16 protein-coding genes are annotated in these 18678 nt (G+C 38.7%); 9 read left to right on the forward strand and 7 right to left on the reverse strand.

All coding sequences use genetic code 11. The features are described from left to right. Window positions 1–95: 95 nt before the first annotated feature. From nusA to AAH582_RS16220, 3 genes are all read right to left on the reverse strand, one after another. Window positions 96–1337, reverse strand: coding sequence for a transcription termination factor NusA (nusA, locus tag AAH582_RS16210; protein WP_046675481.1), 1242 nt, complete (start codon window positions 1335–1337; stop codon window positions 96–98). A gap of 5 nt (window positions 1338–1342) precedes the next feature. Beyond that, window positions 1343–1807 carry a ribosome assembly cofactor RimP gene (gene rimP / locus AAH582_RS16215; RefSeq protein WP_343318675.1) on the reverse strand — a complete coding sequence of 155 codons (465 nt, stop codon included), beginning with the start codon at window positions 1805–1807 and terminating at the stop codon, window positions 1343–1345. A gap of 233 nt (window positions 1808–2040) precedes the next feature. Next, complete coding sequence (locus AAH582_RS16220; RefSeq protein ID WP_046675479.1) at window positions 2041–2817, reverse strand: XRE family transcriptional regulator; 777 nt, start codon at window positions 2815–2817, stop codon at window positions 2041–2043. A gap of 101 nt (window positions 2818–2918) precedes the next feature. Between AAH582_RS16220 and AAH582_RS16225 the strand changes: the two genes are divergently transcribed. After that, the gene (locus AAH582_RS16225; protein ID WP_343318678.1) at window positions 2919–3242 is read left to right on the forward strand and encodes a GIY-YIG nuclease family protein; all 324 of its coding nucleotides are present in this window, start codon (window positions 2919–2921) and stop codon (window positions 3240–3242) included. Between the two features lie 70 nt (window positions 3243–3312). Here AAH582_RS16225 and AAH582_RS16230 read toward each other — a convergent pair whose 3' ends face one another. After that, on the reverse strand, window positions 3313–5574 hold the full coding sequence (locus AAH582_RS16230) for a penicillin-binding protein 1A (RefSeq protein WP_343318680.1): 2262 nt from the start codon (window positions 5572–5574) through the stop codon (window positions 3313–3315). A gap of 520 nt (window positions 5575–6094) precedes the next feature. Here AAH582_RS16230 and rpoN point away from each other — a divergent pair. From rpoN to AAH582_RS16245, 3 genes are all read left to right on the forward strand, one after another. Further along, window positions 6095–7561 (forward strand): RNA polymerase factor sigma-54, encoded by a 1467-nt coding sequence (rpoN, locus tag AAH582_RS16235; protein ID WP_112376123.1) that lies wholly within the window; start codon window positions 6095–6097, stop codon window positions 7559–7561. A gap of 80 nt (window positions 7562–7641) precedes the next feature. After that, on the forward strand, window positions 7642–8517 hold the full coding sequence (locus tag AAH582_RS16240) for a carbon-nitrogen hydrolase (RefSeq protein WP_046675475.1): 876 nt from the start codon (window positions 7642–7644) through the stop codon (window positions 8515–8517). Window positions 8518–8606: 89 nt separating this feature from the next. Further along, window positions 8607–9683, forward strand: a complete 1077-nt coding sequence (locus AAH582_RS16245; protein ID WP_046675474.1) for an agmatine deiminase family protein — start codon at window positions 8607–8609, stop codon at window positions 9681–9683. Window positions 9684–9788: 105 nt separating this feature from the next. Here AAH582_RS16245 and agaR read toward each other — a convergent pair whose 3' ends face one another. The 3 genes from agaR to proS form a co-directional block, all read right to left on the reverse strand. Then, window positions 9789–10550 carry a transcriptional repressor AgaR gene (gene agaR, locus AAH582_RS16250; RefSeq protein ID WP_046675473.1) on the reverse strand — a complete coding sequence of 254 codons (762 nt, stop codon included), beginning with the start codon at window positions 10548–10550 and terminating at the stop codon, window positions 9789–9791. Between the two features lie 220 nt (window positions 10551–10770). Beyond that, a complete protein-coding gene (locus AAH582_RS16255; RefSeq protein WP_343318686.1) occupies window positions 10771–11559 on the reverse strand; it encodes a GDP-L-fucose synthase in 789 nt (262 codons plus the stop codon). A gap of 15 nt (window positions 11560–11574) precedes the next feature. Further along, a complete protein-coding gene (proS, locus tag AAH582_RS16260) occupies window positions 11575–13047 on the reverse strand; it encodes a proline--tRNA ligase (protein ID WP_046675471.1) in 1473 nt (490 codons plus the stop codon). A gap of 178 nt (window positions 13048–13225) precedes the next feature. Here proS and AAH582_RS16265 point away from each other — a divergent pair, with 178 nt between their 5' ends. From AAH582_RS16265 to AAH582_RS16285, 5 genes are all read left to right on the forward strand, one after another. Beyond that, a complete protein-coding gene (locus AAH582_RS16265) occupies window positions 13226–14419 on the forward strand; it encodes a hypothetical protein (RefSeq protein WP_084823262.1) in 1194 nt (397 codons plus the stop codon). Window positions 14420–14489: 70 nt separating this feature from the next. Continuing rightward, window positions 14490–16082: a hypothetical protein gene (locus AAH582_RS16270; RefSeq protein WP_286753755.1), complete on the forward strand. Its 1593-nt coding sequence runs from the start codon at window positions 14490–14492 to the stop codon at window positions 16080–16082. A gap of 161 nt (window positions 16083–16243) precedes the next feature. Then, window positions 16244–16999, forward strand: a complete 756-nt coding sequence (locus tag AAH582_RS16275) for a hypothetical protein (RefSeq protein ID WP_343318690.1) — start codon at window positions 16244–16246, stop codon at window positions 16997–16999. Window positions 17000–17010: 11 nt separating this feature from the next. Beyond that, the gene (locus AAH582_RS16280; RefSeq protein WP_343318692.1) at window positions 17011–17934 is read left to right on the forward strand and encodes a LysM peptidoglycan-binding domain-containing protein; all 924 of its coding nucleotides are present in this window, start codon (window positions 17011–17013) and stop codon (window positions 17932–17934) included. Between the two features lie 32 nt (window positions 17935–17966). Then, complete coding sequence (locus tag AAH582_RS16285) at window positions 17967–18605, forward strand: uridine kinase family protein (RefSeq protein ID WP_343318693.1); 639 nt, start codon at window positions 17967–17969, stop codon at window positions 18603–18605. Window positions 18606–18678: the final 73 nt, after the last annotated feature.

The following is an 18678-nucleotide window of genomic DNA, read 5'->3' on the forward strand; positions in this document are numbered from 1 at the left end:
TAAACTATTTTAATATAATTACAAAAATATGTTTTTTTCCATCCATAAACAATTTATTCCGAATGTTAGATAGAAAAAAATTAACGAGCTGAATTTTATTCAAATTCAGCTTGTAAAATACGTACAATCTCACGAATAGTATCTTCTTCCAAATCGGTACGTCTAACCAGCTCTTCCTCGCTAAGAGACAACACCGACTTCGCTGAATCCAAGCCGACACGCTTCAATTCATCAATAACCCAGCTTTCAATCTCATCGCTGAATTCTTCGATATCAACATCTTCATCAAACTCGTCATTTTCGCGATAAACATCAATTTCATAACCAGTCAATTTACCAGCCAATTTAATATTATGTCCGCCACGTCCGATTGCCAAAGAAACTTGATCCGACTTTAAATAGACAGCCGCAGTCTTATTTTCTTCATCAATTTTGATTGAGCTAATCCTCGCTGGGCTCAAAGCACGAGCAATATATAAGGAATGATTAGTTGTAAAATTAATCACGTCAATATTCTCATTACGCAATTCACGAACAATACCATGAATACGCGATCCCTTCATACCGACACAAGCTCCTACAGGATCAATACGATCGTCATAAGACTCAACAGCAACCTTCGCTCTTTCCCCTGGCTCACGAACGATTTTCTTGATTGTAATCAAGCCATCGAAAATCTCAGGAACCTCAAGTTCAAATAAACGTTGTAAGAACGCAGGTGCAGTACGTGAAATAATAATCTTCGGATTATTATTCATCATATCTACTTTATGTACAACTGCACGAATGCCATCTCCCTTTTTGAAATAGTCAGCCGGAATTTGTTCTGATTTAGGAAGAATTAATTCATTCCCGTCCTCATCCAATACCAAGATCTCCTTTTTCCAAATCTGATAGACCTCACCTATGACCAACTCTCCTTCTCTATCCTTATACTTCTTGAAGACCTCGTCTTTTTCCAATTCCAAAACCTTAGATACAAGCGTCTGGCGTGCAGCTAAAATTGCACGACGGCCAAAGCTTTCCAATGTGATCTGTTCTATAAAATCATCGCCAACTTCCAAATCTTCATCATGCTTTCTAGCTTCCGCTAATTCGATTTCAAGATCATCATCTTCTGAAAACTCATCTTCAACAACGACACGCGTTCTCCAAATCTCCAAATCTCCGTTATCTGGATTCACGATAACATCCACATTTTCATCCGTACCAAAACGACGACGGATCATACTACGAAAAACCTCTTCCAATACTGTAATAACAGTAGGTCTATCGATATTCTTAAACTCCTTAAACTCTTGAAAAGAGTCTATCAGATTGATGTTGCTGTTACTCATTATTATTAAAATGAAATTACCACTTTTGTTGCTTTTATTTGATCAAAAGGAAGTTCTTTTTCTACCTCTTGTGCTTTTTTACCTTTTTCTTTTACCTTTTGAAGAACATTGATCTTCATCTCGTCTACGGTCAATAATGTGCCTTCAACTTTTGTATTATCGTTCAACTTTACCTGAATTGTACGACCTATATTCTTTTGATACTGTCGGATATTAACAAAATTAGCATCAATACCTGGAGATGAAACTTCTAAACGGTATGCATCATCAATTACATTTTCCTCTTCCAGGTGAAAACCAACATGACGGCTAACCTGCGCACAATCATCAATATTTACACCATTATCTCCGTCCAATAGAATTTCAAGAATCTTATTTGGGCGCATCTTCACACTGACAATAAACAAATCCTCGCGATCCGCAATTTTTTCTTCAATGAGTTCAATAACTCTCTTTTCTATATGCTGCATTGTTCTGTTTCTAGAAATGCTAAATTAATTGAATTAAAAAAAGGGGGCAATACAAGCCCCCTTCCTTTCAGATATGCAAATATAGCATTTTATAAAATAAAAAACAAACTTAGATAGATTGTTTTTATGTTCAATATCACTAAGCGAGTAATAAAAGAAATCTATCGCCCGCCAGCCCTAAAAATTTTCTTCGCAGCAGAGCTAACAGTAAAAGTAAATGAGCGATTTCTCCACTATTTTGAACCATCTACCACCGCATTAATTGTCTTCTGCATCTGCGCCATCATGCTTGTCAGCGTTTCCATGGTTGGCTCCGGAGTAGGCTCGGGCAGCTGCGTACTGATAAAAGCCTTAGCCTTCCACACTTCAAGAATATCTGCTGTTTCCACCCAATAAGGCTCATAGGTCTTATTATCAGAAACAAGCTTCAAACCTTTATCCTCTTTAAATTTAAAAGCAACACGTTTATATACCACACCATCTTCCTTGGACACGACAATATAAGTACTCCCTGGTTTAATATCATGCCAATTTTCTACGTATTCGGCCACAATAATAGAGCCCGATGGCAAAGGCAACATCGAATCCCCCTTTATTTCAAAAGCGCGAAATGTCCCCTGGCCAAACATCGGCAGAGAAAATTTAGGCAATTCAGCGACATATTCTGGATCACCATATCCATTTAAATACCCTGCGCTAGCCTTAACCGGAACAAGTTCAATATTTTCACGATCATCTTTATCCACAGTCACACTGAGTACCCTTAAATTGGACGCATTGCTTTTGGGAACTGGCTTCCATTTTTCATCAATAACATCATTCGCCAACTCATCCATAGTCAAACCATAGAATTCGGCAATCTTCTTTAATAACTCATATTTGGGCTCTGCCCTATCCTCCTCATACGCACCGACAGACGCACGCTTAATTTCCATAATATCAGCAAATTGTTGCTGTGTGATTTTTTTTCCTTTTCTCAGGAATTTCAGATTGGACGAGATATTTGACATATGATTTTTTTCAAAAATATTTTGCAAAAACTAATTTTATTAGTAATATTGTGCCAATAAAATTAGTAAATATATTTTAAACGTCCAAATAATTTAGCATTATGAACAATTTTATTGTATATATATCAACTGACAACAACCGGAAGCATTTTAAAATCGGCCTCAGTTCCAACATGTTTAGCACAGTAATGGAATTACAGCAGTCCAATAGTTTTATTTTCAATCAGGGCCCACATTTAAATCGAATAATCTACACAGAGTCTTTTACAAATTGTGAGACCGCCAATACGAGAATAAGTGAACTACGGCATTTCACACCCATGCAAGTCGAACGGCTAATCCGTAAATATAATCCCAACTGGAATAATCTTTTCCCACAGCAACACCAAGCTTTCACCAAGAGAGATTCCAACCACGCAGCTTAATATAAAAAAAGCCACCTTAGTTAACTAGGCGGCCATCTTTATTTTTTTAGCTATAATCTTTTATGTCGTATTAATTTGGACTACTAAGCTCCTCCAACGAGGACGCCCCTTGGCTATTAACTCCACGATCGTCACCTTCAGTATGATTACGCTCAACAGGACGCTCCACACCCTCCTCCTCAGGCCCGATAAATCCTTCATCAGCAGGCTCATCTACTTGTGTGGAATCACTCTGCTCTGGCTCTGGGTCACTATAGCGTGGAGTTTCGCATTTGTAAGATTTCGTAATTTCAACAGTAGGACTAGGAAACTTACCCTGTGTATACCCCAATTGTTTGTCTTTATAAACAGACTCCATATACACCCCAAATATTGGTAATGCTGTACGAGAACCTTCTCCCGAATGAGAATTTTTAAAGTGAATACTCCGTTCGTCACAGCCAACCCAAACACCTGTCACCAAATCTTTAGTCACCCCCATATACCAACCATCTACATATTCGGAAGAAGTACCTGTCTTTCCTCCGATTTCATTTTCCTTATCAAATAAATCCCATTCCCACAATCCCTGAGATGTACCTCCGGGTTCTTCCATACCACCCCGCAACATATACGTCATCAACCAGGCATCTTGTTTATCCACCACTTGTTTACGCTCCGCCTGAAAAGTGGCAATAACATTACCATCATGATCCTCTATCTTAGACACCAATAAAGGTGAGACACGCTCACCGTGATTCATCATCGTCGAGTATCCATTCACCATTTCAAAAACAGAAACATCATTAGGTCCTAATCCCACAGAGGCAACAGGATTTAATTTACTTGTAATACCACAACGGTGTGCCGCATCAACAACTTTCGCGGGCGTAACCATATCAGTTAACTGAACCGTAACCGAATTAATGGAACGCGCCATCGCATGACGCAATGACATTTCACGATAGGAAAAATTCCAATCTGCGTTTTTAGGCTCCCACACCTCAACAGAATCTCCTTTATCAATCTTGATCGTAACAGGTTTATCCGTAATCTTATCACACGGAGACATCCCTGACTCCAAAGCAGCCAAGTATACAAAAGGTTTAAATGTGGACCCCGCTTGTCGCTTCGCCTGCATCACGTGATCATACTTAAAATATTGGTGGTTGATCCCACCCACCCATGCTTTAATTTCACCCGAATACGGATCCATAGACATCATGCCTGCATTTAACATCATGGCATAATATTTCAAAGAATCCATTGTAGACATATCCTTTTGGATCTTACCACCATCCTTCCAATTATAAACTTCGATCTTCTTCTTTTTATTTAGGAAGTAATTGATGCTATCAGGGGTATTCGCATATTTTTTACTCAAAAAAGCATAATAAGGAGTTTTCTTTGCCAAATTATCCAGGAAGTTGGGTATAACCTTACCTGATAAATCACGCCAAGGCTCCTGGCCCTCCCAGGTATTATTTAGCCGCTGCTGCAATTCAACCATCTGTTTTGCCACAGCTTCTTCCGCGTGCTTCTGGAGCTTAGAGTTTATCGTCGTGTAAATTTTCAAACCGTCTGTATAGATATCATAATTGTTATCCTCAGACCATTTTTCCAACCATTTAGCTACTGCAGCACGTAAGTAAGAATCTCCACCTGCATTAAGATCTTGACTATTTGTATTCAAAACAATCTTCTCCTTAACCAGTTTATCATACTCTTCTTTTTTCAGAAAACCGCCTTTATACATTTGACTTAAAACGGTGTTTTTACGCACAAAAGCATTTTCAGGATTACGAATTGGATTATATAAGGTAGTTCCTTTTAACATACCAATCAAAACAGCAGCTTCATTCTGATTCAATTGATTGGCACCTTTTGAAAAATAACGCTTTGCAGCAGTCTCAATCCCATAGGCATTATTACTGAAGGAAACTGTATTTAAATACATCTCCAAAATCTGATTTTTGGAATAACGTTGCTCCAATTTATAAGCCGTCATCCACTCCTTAAACTTCGTCACCACGAGACCAGCAACGGGAAGGCGGGTCAACAATCCACCTGCCTTATTATAACGTGTACGATAAAGATTTTTAGCTAATTGTTGCGTAATTGTACTTGCACCCCGCTTATCCCCTTTTAATGTAGAGATAATACCTGACCCTAGACCAAAAAAATCAACACCATTATGGCTATAAAAACGCACATCTTCAGTCGCGATTAACGCATTAGTAACAGATTTGGGAATGCTATCAAAAGGAATTGGATTTCTGTCCTCGTCGAAATACCGTCCAATTAAAACACTATCTGCCGTGTATAATTCCGTAGAGATATTAACACTAGGCATAACGATATCCTTTTTTGTAGGAGAATAACCAAAGAGCCACAAAAAATTCAATTGTATAGCACATACCAATATAATGATAAAATATATTGCTATAACAAGATAACGAAGAATCCTATTCTTAATACGTTTAAACATAAATGGAAATTTATCTTATATTCAACACATCCGACCAGCAAAAGGTTTTAAACCCGTCCAATATGCCTTTTTGTCTATTTTCAGGGGCTAAATATACAACTAAATAAATCGCTGTAATCAACTATTTACATTTTTTAACAATAAAAAACACCTGCCAAACAACTGAAAAATACGACATAATTCGAAAGGATGGGTTTTGGAAATTACAGCCACGATTAAATAACAAAAGACCCGTATGGAGAAAGCAGGCCTAGTCTCAAATTTCTTTATCACTTTTTTCCCGCGTTCCACAAATATTATACCTATTTTTTATTTATTATCGATTTTATTTTAAAATAATAATGATATTTGTTTAAATTTAGATGTAAAAAAGTCAACTATTAGCATGTTAAAACAAACATTACAACAAAAGCTATTACAGAAATTGTCCCCGCAGCAAATACAATTTATAAAATTGTTGCAGGTTCCGACTGTTTCATTAGATGCGAGAATCAAGGAAGAATTAGAAGAAAACCCTGCGTTAGAAGATGGTAGCTTGACTAATATGACCGATCCTATAGAAGAATACCCCGATAAAGATCCAGACGACAATTTCGACAATGAAGACGGATTCGACTCAGAAGACTTTAGTTTAGAAGACTATATCCAGGAAGATGATTTCAAAGATTACGGCAACGGCTACGACTATGGAGACGACGATGACGACCGCAAAGAAATGCCTGTTGCTATCCAACACTCCTTTTATGAGCAGTTACAACAACAATTAGACCTTTTAGCTTTAGATGACAAGCACTTTTTAATTGGCCAGCAAATTATTGGCAGTCTAGATGACGACGGCTATTTACGCCGCCCCATCATCAATCTTGTTGACGACCTCGCTTTTGGCCAAAATGTAATGACCGATGAACAGGAAGTATTGGATATGTTAAAGGTAATTCAAGATTTTGAGCCTGCAGGAATTGGAGCACGAGATTTGCAAGAGTGCCTATTGATCCAATTACAAAAAAAGGACACACAAAATCCCACAATCAAACTCGCTATTAAAGTCGTAGCGAATTACCTGGAAGAATTCACCAAAAAGCATTATGATAAATTAGAAAAATCTCTAGGCGTTTCATCAGAGGATTTAAAAAACGTAGTCAACGAAATCCTAAAACTTAATCCAAAACCAGGAGATTCTGGCGCAGTAGCAGGCAAGCAACTACATATTATCCCGGATTTCCATATCAGCAATAATGATGGAACACTGCATCTGACTTTAAATGGCCGAAATGCACCTGAGCTCCGCATCAGTCGTGATTACCAACACATGTTTGAACATTACGAGAAATCAGATCAAAAGGATAAAAAAATGAAAGAGGCTGTGCAATTCGTCAAACAAAAACTGGATTCAGCCAAATGGTTTATTGATGCAATAAAACAGCGTCAACAAACCCTACTAAAAACAATGAATGCAATCATGGAATACCAATATGATTATTTCCTCACTGGTGATGATCGTAAGCTAAAACCAATGATATTAAAAGACATCGCCGACAAAATCGATATGGATATATCAACTGTGTCACGGGTAGCAAATTCAAAATACGTACAAACAGAATTTGGAACATTTCTCTTAAAATCGTTTTTCTCTGAAGCTATTCAAACGGATTCTGGTGAAGAAGTCTCCAATAAAGAGGTTAAGAAAATATTGGAGGAGTGCATCGCAAAAGAAAATAAACGGAAGCCCTTAGCCGACGAGAAACTCACCGAGATTCTCAAAGAAAAAGGTTACAATATTGCGCGGCGAACGGTTGCAAAATATCGGGAAGCATTGAACATTCCGGTAGCAAGATTACGAAAAGAGCTCTAAGAGCTCTTTTTGTTTTTCCTACCGACCAAATCCAAATTAAGAATAGTATCTTTGTGCTGTATTAAAATAAGCATTAAAGAATGAGCAAAGTAAAAGTTGGAGTTGTACAGATGAGCTGTACCGCAAGCAAACAAGAGAATCTCGAAAAAGCTATCGCTAAAGTAAAAGAAGCCGCTGCAAAAGGTGCGCAAATTGTGTGTCTGCAAGAACTATTTACCTCTTTATATTTCTGCGATGTGGAAGATTATGACAATTTCGCACTGGCTGAAGCCATTCCGGGTCCATCAACGGACGCCCTATCGGCTGTTGCTAAAGAAGCAGGTGTCGTCATTATCGCTTCATTATTTGAAAAAAGAGCAGAAGGACTGTACCATAATACAACCGCTGTATTGGATGCAGACGGTTCCTATTTAGGAAAATATCGCAAAATGCATATTCCAGATGACCCTGCGTTTTACGAAAAATTCTATTTTACTCCAGGCGATTTAGGCTACAAAGTATTCAAAACAAAATTTGGAAGAATAGGCATCTTAATTTGCTGGGATCAATGGTATCCGGAAGCATCTCGAATTACCGCATTGATGGGTGCCGAAATTTTATTCTATCCTACTGCTATTGGATGGGCAACAGACCAAGATGAAGAAACCAACAAAGATCAATATAATGCATGGCAAACAATACAACGCTCCCATGCCGTTGCAAACGGCGTTCCTGTTGTATCCGTTAACCGTGTGGGATTTGAACAAAATGGTGCAATGAAATTCTGGGGTGGAAGCTTCGTGACGAATGGACAAGGTAAATTACTGTACCTTGCTTCACATGACAAAGAAGAAATTGAGGTCGTCGAACTAGATTTAAATGAATCGGACTATTTCAGAAAACATTGGCCATTTTTGAGAGACCGAAGAATCGAAACATACGCGCCGATCACCAAACGTTTTATTGACGAAGACTAATATTGGATATGCTAGCCATTTCAGTTTCGAAGGCATACCAATGTGCTGAAACAAACTGAAATGGCTTTTTTAATCCCGCTAAAATAAGTATGGAACAAAAAAAAACATTCACCCTGGACTATTTTGACAATTCCCCAAAACAACAGGGCTTCTCTTTTCCCGCAGAATGGGCAAAGCAAGAAGCCTTATGGTTGAGCTGGCCACATAAAGAGGAATCTTGGCCCGGGAAGATCGAAACAATATACAAACCTTATTGCGAATTTATTAAAGCCGTAGCAGCAGGGCAAAAAGTAAGGATTAACGTCGCTAATGAGGAAATGCAAAATTTTGCTATTACCGCACTCAAAGAAGTGACAACAGATTTTAGCAATATCGAATTCTACTTTAATCCGACTAACGATGCTTGGTGTAGAGACCACGGTCCCGCTTTTATTATTAACCAAGCAACAAATCAAAAAGCAGTAGTCGACTGGGGCTATAATGCCTGGGGTGGAAAATACCCTCCTTTCGACCTGGACGATATTGTTCCGACACGTATTGCCACAACATTCAACCTTCCTCTATTTGTCCCTGATATCGTCATGGAAGGCGGTTCAGTTGAGTTTAATGGCGCAGGAACAATCATGACAACAACTGCTTGTCTATTGAATAAAAACCGAAATCCACACCTGACAAAAGAGCAGATAGAAACTTATTTAAAAGAATTTTACGGTCAGGAACAGGTTTTATGGCTTGGAGACGGTATCGTTGGAGACGACACCGATGGGCACATTGACGATATTACACGTTTCGTCAACGAAAATACCGTTTTAACAGTTGTCGAGGAAGATCCAACGGATGAAAACTACGAGATACTTCAAGAAAATCTAGCAACACTTCGTTCATTTAGACTCTTAAATGGAGAACCTCTGCATATCATTGAGCTCCCAATGCCAGCACCGGTCATCTATGACGAAACAAGACTGCCTGCTTCTTATGCTAATTTCTACATTGCAAACGATGTCGTTGTCGTGCCGATCTTCAACGATAAAAATGACCAAAGAGCACTGGATATTATTCAAGACTGTTTCCCTACACGTAAAGTCATCGGTATAAATTCCGTGGACATTATTTGGGGGCTGGGAAGTTTCCACTGTTTAAGCCAGCAGGAGCCGGCACTGAGCTAAAAAAACTGTCCATAGAAAAAATGTCCCCAAAAAGTTAAACACTCTTTTGGGGACATTTTTTATGATAAAAAGACGAGCATAGTTTTGAGTTTTTGTTAAACTGTGTTAAACAACTATGACGTTTACCCCAGCTTTTTCTAACGATTCCACAAAGCTTGTATTTACTTTGTCATCGGTAATTAATATATCAATTTTATCAAAACCACAAATTCGTCCGAAACTTCTTCTTCCAAATTTGGAAGAATCTGCAAGAACGACAACTTTTTGAGCCGTATCGATCATAATGCGATTTAATTGAGCCTCCTGCGCACTTGACGTGGATACCCCGTACTCCAGGTCAATCCCGTCCACGCCCAAAAACAATTTACTGCAATAAAAATCCTGTAATAAATTTTCTGCATACTTTCCCGTTACGGATGTTGAGGTCTTGCGAAGCGTCCCCCCCATCTGCATGATTTCAACCGAAGGATATTTGATCAATTCCATTGCAACATTCAATGCTGAAGTCACTACAGTAATATTTCCTTTAGGAACAATCTGCTTTGCTAGCGACTGCATGGTCGTTCCTGAAGCTATAATGATGGAATCATTTTCCTCAATCATTTCAGCCGCTTTTTTCCCGATCCTGCTTTTATCATCCGAACGAAGTTTCTCTTTTTCAAATACGGTACGATCAGTCGTATAAGGATTATATTGTGTTGCCCCGCCATGCGTTCTAAACAACAATCCACTATCTTCCAACAAGGTCAAATCCTTCCGAATGGTCACAGAGGAAACGCCCAATTCCTCACATAGATCAATTACCTGAACTACGCCGACTTCCTTTAATTGTTTTAAGATATATTGATGTCTCTCTACATTTGTCATGGCTCTATTATAATATGGTGTTAAAATACTAATCTATTATCGGTTTGTTCAAAGGAAAACACCAATATCCGGCAAAAATTTCTCGATATCGGTAAATTCCCACAAATATGACCCTCTACTTAAATTTCCCATAGTAGAATTGATGTTAAAATAATGAAATTATTTAATTTTTTCACCTTGGTAGTCACAAATTCATTTTTCTTTTTAAAATAAAAATGAATTAAAATTGCAAAGGATCGGGCAGGACATATTCATACTCCAGTTCCTCTTGAAGTAATTCACCCCTAACTATTTTTTGAATCGTATTCGTTGCTTCGAATGCAAGTGGCAAAATATAGCCATATTTTTTTGCCGACGCTAGAATTACGTCCTTTTTTTTAGGATGTAAAGGAGCAACAACATTGTATACAGTATGTTTAAGCACATTGCAAGATGCCGCCTCTAACAGTCTGATCACATCATCGATATGAACAAAATTGGCAGGCTGTTCACCCGTCGTACAAATACGTTCGGAAAAATATTTGGCAAAAACACGGTTTTTACCAAACAAACCTCCTAATCGATAAATTATCGTATCAGCCAATCCCAACATGCATGCTTCAGCAAGCAAGAGTTTTGATGAGAGCTCGGTTGTATCTGCATAGGATTCATCAAATACAGCATCTTTATCCGGATAAATTCCAATAGAGCTCAGAAAGACTTGTTTCTTCCAAGTAATGTGCCTGTAAAATGATTTAATATTCGAAAATCTGTTTTCAAGAATCGCTACGCTATTTTTCTGACTTGCCGGTACACTGTTTAATACGAAGTCAAATTGAGTAGGTAAATCTATCCTTGCTGGAAAGTTTTCATAATCAAAGTCTAGAATAAATGAAAAAATACCATCGGCATTAAGCCGATGGTATTTTTCAGATGTTGTCGTACTAGCCCAAACCTCATGGCCTTGATACTTCATATGTAGCGCAAAAGATTCTGCAAGCCAACCACATCCCAAAATGAGTATCCTCATATTCTGATAAGACTATTAATAGGCTTTTGCAAAGAGTACGCGACGATTTGAAGGCTTCCCGGTAAAGATACAAACACCTTCCTCTTCTTTCGCATCCAGAGGAATACAACGAATTGTTGCCTTGGTTTCTTCTTTTACGCGTTTTTCCGTTTCTGTTGTTCCATCCCAATGACAAGAGATAAAACCACCCTTACCTTCCAGTACTTCTTTAAACTCATCATACGAATTCACTTCAGTAAAATGCGATGTCCTGAAATTTAATGCTTTTTGGTATATATTTTCTTGTATAGTGTCTAGCAATTGTACAATAGTACCAGCCAAGCCCTCCTGAGCAACCGTTTCCTTCGTTTGGGTATCACGTCGCGCTAATTCTACCGTACCATTTTGCATATCTCTTGCCCCAACTGCGACACGTACAGGAACACCCTTTAACTCCCATTCTGCAAATTTAAAGCCCGGACGTTGAGTGTCCCGATCGTCGTATTTTACGGATATGTCGTTCACCCGTAATTCTTTTGTCAACTGATTCACGAATTCATCGATCTGTGCTTTTTCTGCATCAGTTTTAAAAATCGGAACAATGACAACTTGAATTGGTGCCAATTTTGGTGGCAATACCAATCCTTGATCATCTGAGTGAGCCATAATCAATGCACCCATCAAACGTGTAGAAACACCCCAAGAAGTCGCCCAAACATGCTCCAATTTTCCTTCTTTAGACGTAAATTTCACGTCAAACGCCTTTGCAAAGTTTTGGCCGAGGAAATGAGAAGTTCCTGCTTGCAATGCTTTTCCATCTTGCATCAATGCTTCAATACAATAGGTATCCAAGGCACCCGCAAAACGTTCGTTTTCTGTTTTTCTACCACGTACAACAGGTACAGCCAATATCTTTTCAGCAAATTCAGCATAGACATCAAGCATACGTTCGGTTTCTTCAATAGCCTCTTCTCTGGTTGCGTGAGCTGTATGGCCCTCCTGCCACAAAAACTCTGCAGTACGCAAGAAAAGACGTGTACGCATTTCCCATCGTACGACGTTGGCCCATTGGTTGACCAAAATTGGAAGATCACGATAAGATTCAATCCAACCACGGTAGGTATTCCATATAATCGTTTCAGAAGTCGGACGTACAATTAGCTCTTCCTCCAATTTCGCCTCCTCATCCACTACGATCTTGCCTGTACCATCGTTTTTTAATCTATAATGAGTTACTACCGCGCATTCGGTAGCGAAACCTTCCACATGCGCAGCTTCTTTAGAAAAAAACGATTTGGGAATGAATAAAGGGAAATAAGCGTTGCTATGACCTGTTTCTTTAAATCTTTTATCTAAGATCGCTTGCATCCGTTCCCAGATAGCGTACCCGTATGGTTTGATCACCATACAGCCTCGTACAGCTGAATTTTCAGCTAGATCAGCTTTGATCACAAGCTCGTTATACCATTGCGAATAATCTTCAGCACGACTTGTTATTCCTTTACTCATATGAAATTGATAAATTATTGTAACATTATTACGTTAAATCCCGTCTGTAATTCTAATACGAAAAGCGTTCAATAAAAAATATTTGTATTTTTGATTACTTCGATTAAACCCCTTCGAGAAATCTGCGTCTAAGATAGTAAATAAGGCTGTATAATCGAAAATAAGGATTTAGGATATTATGAAAAAAAATAGATTATTTATCGGAGCACTTGCCATAACAGGAGCGTTCATGCTGGGTTCCTGCGGTACAAGTAGGCAAATCTATGGCGACGATGTCTATGGCAATAATGGGCAAGCGAGACAAAAGGTTTATCAAAGCCCAGATTACTATTACACAGATGCAGATCAGTCCCAACCAAATGGACAGGCACAAGGCGGTTACTATGATGACGAATATTCTGATCAGGATTACAATAATGATTCCTATGAAGATCTTGAATATGCAAACCGTATCAATCGTTTCTATTACGCTAGTCCGGGCATGACGTACTTTGATCCATTTTTTGATCCATGGTATGGTTATGGTTTCGGCGGTTGGTATGGATACGGCCCTTCATTCGGAATGGGATGGGGATGGAACTCTGGATGGGGTTCATCGTGGTCTATCGGCCTCGGATGGGGTTGGGGATCTAGCTGGGGCTGGGGCTCTCCTTGGTATGGCGGTTACAGACCTTGGGGTGGCTGGTATGGCGGCGGCTACTGGGGATCTGGTTGGTATGGAAACGGTTACTGGGGCGGTGGCTACTGGGGTAACTCAAGACCACGCTACGCATCAAGTAGATCTGTATACAGAGATAACTATAACACGCGCAGTTCATCATCACGAACCCGAACTTCAGGTGGATATGACCGTAACAGCGTTGCTCGAAGTTCTGGAGGATACGACCGTACTGGCGTAGCACGTGATTCTAGAGGCAGAATCACATCCGTTGCTAGTAGATCAAGAAATTCTGATGGCACGGTATCTTCACGGAGTTCTTCATACGATAGAACTGGAGGAAGAACAAGAACATCAGATGGCGTTTCGAACAGAGCTTACTCAGACGGTATGCGTTCAAGAACATCAGATAGAGTCAATGGCTCCTATCCAAACAACACACGTAGCACCTCTAGCGGATATTATAATAATGATTCCAGATCACGAAACAGTTCAGGAGAGGTATCTCGTCCGATGAGCCGTTCGATGGAAACACGTTCCAGCAACCCAAGCTCAACGTCAAGACCATCGTATACTCCGCCAACAAGAAGCTATGATAGTGGTTCATCTTCCCGCTCTAGCGGTGGTTTTTCTGGAGGTGGTAGTTCTAGATCTTCGGGAGGAGGCTTCTCTGGAGGCGGTAGCTCAAGATCAAGTGGAGGACGTACTCGATAGTTAAAAGCATTTAAACAGTAGCATGCAGCATCTTGTGTGCTACTGATTATTATTGACGATATTTTAGCATATGACAATCAAAAAATTACTTTTTGGAACTGCATTCGTTTTAGGTGCAGCAGGGACTACTCAAGCGCAATATACGAAAGATGTACTTTTATTCTCCCAAGGGGACAATGGCGGAACAGCTCGTTTTAAGGCCATGGGAAATGCATCTACCGCATTAGGTGGAGATATAAGTTCGATTACGAGTAATCCCGCAGGTCTAGGTTACTTCAATCAGTCTGATATATCAGTTACTGGCAGGTACCTGAATAATAAAAACAAAACCGACTATTTTGGTCAAAATTCAAACAGTAGCAAGAACAATTTCAACTTAGATAATGCTGGAATTGTTTTTCACCTACCAACTTACCGCAATGGCGGGAACTTAGATCGAGGCTGGTTAAATTTTAATGTTGGTATTGCTTACAACCGAAATTACGTCTATAACAATCTGTTAGAATATCGAGGAGTAAATAATACGAGTTCGATATCAGATGCCTATTCAGACCGTCTTTCAGATGTCGGAGGAACTCAAGGCTGGGGCCAGGAAGTCTATAACAACTCTTTGTTATTCGACGTAGACCCCAAAAATGCAGGCGCCTATATACCAATTACTGTTGGCGGAACTTTTGATGGAAAAAATGGCTTTAATCAAGTAAACTCGATCTTAGAAAAAGGTAGTAAGTCCGAATCTGTTTTGTCATTTGGTGCCAATTATAGCAACAAATTGTATTTGGGAGCCTCTTTAGGTTTCACTGCGTTTACTTACGACAATTCCAGCTGGTTTACTGAATATGGTCAAACAATGACCGCCGACCAATTAAAAGCCATCAACAAAGATTCAGAATTTTTAAAACCAACCAATGCCCAAAAGTATGCCATGTTGGATAAAGATTATGAATTATATGATGATTATGCGCAAGCCACTGATGGTACCGGTGTAGACTTTAAACTTGGGGTAATCTATAAATTTACGCCAACGTTTAGCATGGGATTCACCGCTAAGTCACCTACATTTATGAGCATCCGGGATGAATCATATAGCAATTCTGAGTTCCGTTACTTCAGACCAAATGAAGACAAATCATTTAAAGAGTATAGAACCAGTGATGACGCAGGGCATAGTTACTTGGAGTATAACATGAATACACCCTATAAATTGTCTCTGGGGGCAAGCCAATTATTCTCAAGAGGATTAATAACGGCTGATGTCGAATGGGTAGACTACGCCGCTATGCGTTTTAAAGATGTGGGAAATTACAGTAAAACGTTAGAAAAGAACATGAATCAAAACATCAAAGATACTTACCAAGGTGCATTTAATGCCCGAATTGGTGGTGAAGTGATGTTTGATAACGTATTCAGCGGAAGAGCTGGTTTCAATTACAGCGGCAACCCCTATAAAAATGCAGACTACACGAATTATACAGCATCTTTAGGTATCGGCGCTAAACTTGGCCGCGGCATGTATGTTGATTTGACCGGTGCGTATAATGCAGTCAACTACAAAGAAAGCCCGTATTTGATTAATGAGAACTACTGGAATAATGCTAGTCCAGTAGCAGATATAAAAAATCAACGGACTAATGTTGTACTAACAATTGGTTCTAAATTTTAAACAATATTTTTCTCAAAAAAAAGTCCAGCTATGTCTGGACTTTTTTTTGAGAAAAAATAGCATAAAACCAACATAAAACACAATAAAATCAGTTTACGCGTGATTATACTTGTATATAAAAGTAACTTTATCTAAGTTTGTCCCCTTGGATTGAAAATTACATGGCAAATCACACAATTTCAAAAGCATTCAATTTCATTTTTACATACCCCATTTGGCGGATAGAAATCGATGCGGAGAATAAATTGATCGCTATAGAGACAAGAAATCCATATGATACCCTCCCCTATTTTAATGTCATCACTTTTGAAGGGGCTTACGTATTACAAGACTTCAAGGCAATAGCCAAAGAGTGGATCCTAGCTGGAATTCAATGCAAAAAATTAATACTTAAGAAGATTGCCAATAATTCACCTATTGACGCAGGCATACAGGTAATCGATTGCTATAATCCACAGCTTCAAGAAACCTGGTTCAACTACATATTCATCGGTATGGTTGATCAAGGCGTGCTCATTAGACCAAAAGTAATAGCAGAAGGTTTCCAATTATTTTTGAACCTCCAATCGATGTCGATTGAAAGCAAAAATGAAACTCTCTTTAAACCTTATGCTAGCGAGCTCGTCTATCCTATTATCTACAATGGTGAAATACCCCTTTTTTTGAAGGATTTCCCAATTGACGGTGAAATCTGGATAAATACAGTGAATGACTACTTTATTTGGGCTTTCTATGAAAAAGACAGAGACAATTGTTATCAAATCAGGCTAGTGCAATCCACAAGAGAAACATTGACAGAGTCTATTATTGCAGTTTCCAAGCTGGAACTAAAGCTCTTCAACATTTATTTTCTTATTCACAAACAAATATTCCTTTTGACAGATAATAAACGGGAGTTTGTTTCGTATTTAGTATAATTGCAAAATATATGAAAGTTTTATTCGAATTAAAGACATATAAAAAGATAGCTATTCTATCCATCGCGATATTAGCTATTCAACACGTTGAAGCAAAAAACTCAACTTCTTTACGCGCTAATTTTATCCCTGATTCAGTAGGCACTGAAGCAATCAATGGTGAAGAATACGTGCTGTTCAAAATTGAAAAAGGAGATAATTATTACCAGTTAAGTAAAAAGTATAAAACGACGGTAGGCCAATTGACCCAAATAAACGGTAATGGAACATTAAGCCTGGGTCAAATTGTTAAGATTCCAACAGGTCGAAAAGCGAAATCAACAGTAAACAATGACCGTGGAAATACGACAGTGCAAAATCCGCGTAATCCGCAGCAGCAAGAAGGTTTCACGGAATATATCGTTGGTGAGAAAGAGACACTTTATGCCATATCTAAAAGGTTCAGTATTTCTGTTGAAGACATCAAAAAAGCAAATAACTTAAAAAATAATGTTATTGGCGGTGGAATGAAGCTTATGATCCCCAATCAACCCCTGCCTCCTGAACGACCAAAATTAGTTGAACCTAAAGGAATCGAAATTGTAAGTCCCGATTCTACTGACGGTGATGATAAAGAAGAAAATCAAATTTCAACAAACCGCTACGGAATACGCGAAAAGTCCGAACGTGGTATTGGCGTCTGGATTGATGGGCTATCATCTCAAGGTACAAGCAACCTCGCTCTTCATAAGTCAGCTCCAGTAGGTACTATTTTAAAAATTACTAACCCAATGACTAAAAGTGTTACTTATGCAAAAGTGGTCGGTAAATTTAATGATAATGCCGAAAACCAAAATGCAATTGTCGTGTTGTCAAAGTCTGCCGCCGCGAGCATAGGCGCACTTGATAAACGCTTCCAGGTTGAAATTGCGTATGGATTACCTCTAGAAAATTAACAGAATAAAATAGCTTTTATAGCATAGTAAGAATGGATAACAAACCGTATGTCATAGGAATTGCCGGAAGTAGTGGTTCTGGGAAGACTTTTTTTTTAAATAGCTTTTTAAAACATTTTAACCCACATGAGGTGACCTTAATTTCCCAAGATGATTATTACATCCCTGCCAATACTAAAACTCAGGAGGAAAACAGGCTCTATAACTTCGATATTCCGACATCAATCGACAGAGATGCTTTTTATAAAGATATCAAGGCTCTCTTTAACGGTGAGACAATATATAAAGAAGAGTATACATTTAACAACCCTTCATTAACACCCAAAATATTAGAGATTAAACCGGCACCGATTTTAATTATTGAAGGTCTATTCATTTTCTATTATACAGAGATTAATAATTTAATCAATCATAAGATATTTTTAAGCGCTGATCAGGATATCGCGTTAAGACGACGCTTACACCGCGATCTGGTTGAACGGGGATACTTTGAAGATGATGTCATGTACAAATGGGTAAACCATGTTCTACCTTCCTACAACGAGTACCTACTGCCCTATCAGGACACTTGCGATCAGGTCATATTTAACAATACCGATGAACCAGAGCCAATCTGGGAAATCACCAACCAAATTTCTGAAGAGCTAAAATTAAAGCTCAATTTGGTATAAAATTAAAACAATCTAGAAAGGAGAATCTCGTAAACAGTTTCTCCTTTCTATTTAAAGTACTTGATTTATTGAT

The sequence above is a fragment of the Sphingobacterium multivorum genome, from assembly GCF_039511225.1.
Classification (GTDB): domain Bacteria; phylum Bacteroidota; class Bacteroidia; order Sphingobacteriales; family Sphingobacteriaceae; genus Sphingobacterium.

What these genes read in the sequence shown, in the direction of transcription:
- AAH582_RS16265 (WP_084823262.1), top strand. Translation starts at nt 13,226, where the DNA reads ATGAAAAAAAATAGATTATTTATCGGAGCACTTGCCATAACAGGAGCG.
- agaR (WP_046675473.1), bottom strand. Translation starts at nt 10,550, where the DNA reads ATGACAAATGTAGAGAGACATCAATATATCTTAAAACAATTAAAGGAA.
- AAH582_RS16225 (WP_343318678.1), top strand. Translation starts at nt 2,919, where the DNA reads ATGAACAATTTTATTGTATATATATCAACTGACAACAACCGGAAGCAT.
- AAH582_RS16275 (WP_343318690.1), top strand. Translation starts at nt 16,244, where the DNA reads ATGGCAAATCACACAATTTCAAAAGCATTCAATTTCATTTTTACATAC.
- AAH582_RS16220 (WP_046675479.1), bottom strand. Translation starts at nt 2,817, where the DNA reads ATGTCAAATATCTCGTCCAATCTGAAATTCCTGAGAAAAGGAAAAAAA.
- proS (WP_046675471.1), bottom strand. Translation starts at nt 13,047, where the DNA reads ATGAGTAAAGGAATAACAAGTCGTGCTGAAGATTATTCGCAATGGTAT.
- AAH582_RS16270 (WP_286753755.1), top strand. Translation starts at nt 14,490, where the DNA reads ATGACAATCAAAAAATTACTTTTTGGAACTGCATTCGTTTTAGGTGCA.
- AAH582_RS16245 (WP_046675474.1), top strand. Translation starts at nt 8,607, where the DNA reads ATGGAACAAAAAAAAACATTCACCCTGGACTATTTTGACAATTCCCCA.
- nusA (WP_046675481.1), bottom strand. Translation starts at nt 1,337, where the DNA reads ATGAGTAACAGCAACATCAATCTGATAGACTCTTTTCAAGAGTTTAAG.
- rimP (WP_343318675.1), bottom strand. Translation starts at nt 1,807, where the DNA reads ATGCAGCATATAGAAAAGAGAGTTATTGAACTCATTGAAGAAAAAATT.
- AAH582_RS16280 (WP_343318692.1), top strand. Translation starts at nt 17,011, where the DNA reads ATGAAAGTTTTATTCGAATTAAAGACATATAAAAAGATAGCTATTCTA.
- rpoN (WP_112376123.1), top strand. Translation starts at nt 6,095, where the DNA reads ATGTTAAAACAAACATTACAACAAAAGCTATTACAGAAATTGTCCCCG.
- AAH582_RS16285 (WP_343318693.1), top strand. Translation starts at nt 17,967, where the DNA reads ATGGATAACAAACCGTATGTCATAGGAATTGCCGGAAGTAGTGGTTCT.
- AAH582_RS16240 (WP_046675475.1), top strand. Translation starts at nt 7,642, where the DNA reads ATGAGCAAAGTAAAAGTTGGAGTTGTACAGATGAGCTGTACCGCAAGC.
- AAH582_RS16255 (WP_343318686.1), bottom strand. Translation starts at nt 11,559, where the DNA reads ATGAGGATACTCATTTTGGGATGTGGTTGGCTTGCAGAATCTTTTGCG.
- AAH582_RS16230 (WP_343318680.1), bottom strand. Translation starts at nt 5,574, where the DNA reads ATGCCTAGTGTTAATATCTCTACGGAATTATACACGGCAGATAGTGTT.